This window comes from Clostridium sp. HBUAS56017 (assembly GCF_007115085.1).
GTDB classification, from domain to species: domain Bacteria; phylum Bacillota; class Clostridia; order Clostridiales; family Clostridiaceae; genus Clostridium; species Clostridium cibarium.
This window is the reverse complement of sequence record NZ_SULK01000052.1, coordinates 1,745-2,318: the sequence shown is the minus strand read 5'-3', so window position 1 is coordinate 2,318 and position 574 is coordinate 1,745. Positions and strand designations below refer to the sequence as shown.

The following is a 574-nucleotide window of genomic DNA, read 5'->3' as shown; positions in this document are numbered from 1 at the left end:
ATAATCGATTAAGAAAAAGGGATTGCTCCCTTTCCCTCATCTAAGAACCGTACGTGAGAGTTTCCCGCTCATACGGCTCAAGCATTTCTTCACCTTTTCAGGCGGCAACAAGTGTATGTAGTCTTGTCTTTCTTTTGTCAAAATAGTCTTTGTTTAAGAACGGTGTTTTTGTAATCTGCAATTTGGGATGTCTGACGATTTTAATCCGCCTCAAATTAATTAGACTGTACTCATCCGTCTTGAAAAGCCATCTTTTCCAGCCTTTTTCATGCCAGTATTTATTTAACCTCCACCATTTATTCTTGGTGGGGTGTCTATGTTTTGCCCATTGCTGTAATAAGTGATAAAGGGTGTTGTTAATATATGAAAAGACTTTGCTAGCAACCACGTGTTTGTGATAATTCGTCCAACCTCTTATGACTTGATTAAGCCTTCTTATTAAGTCCGATTGAGTACTAGCTTTTCCTTCCTTAAGGATTATTGTGGAACATCTCTTAATCATGTTTTTAATAGAGTTTTTAGATGGTTTCACTATTAATTTCCCATTGTATTTCTTAAATGTCCAGCCAAGAAA

The 574-nt window shown here is 36.6% G+C and carries 1 protein-coding gene; it reads right to left on the bottom strand.

What is annotated here, in order from left to right; translation table 11 throughout:
* Positions 1-97: 97 nt before the first annotated feature.
* Positions 98-574: group II intron maturase-specific domain-containing protein (locus tag FAY47_RS19760; RefSeq protein WP_279232230.1), on the bottom strand; the 477-nt coding region annotated here is incomplete at its 5' end.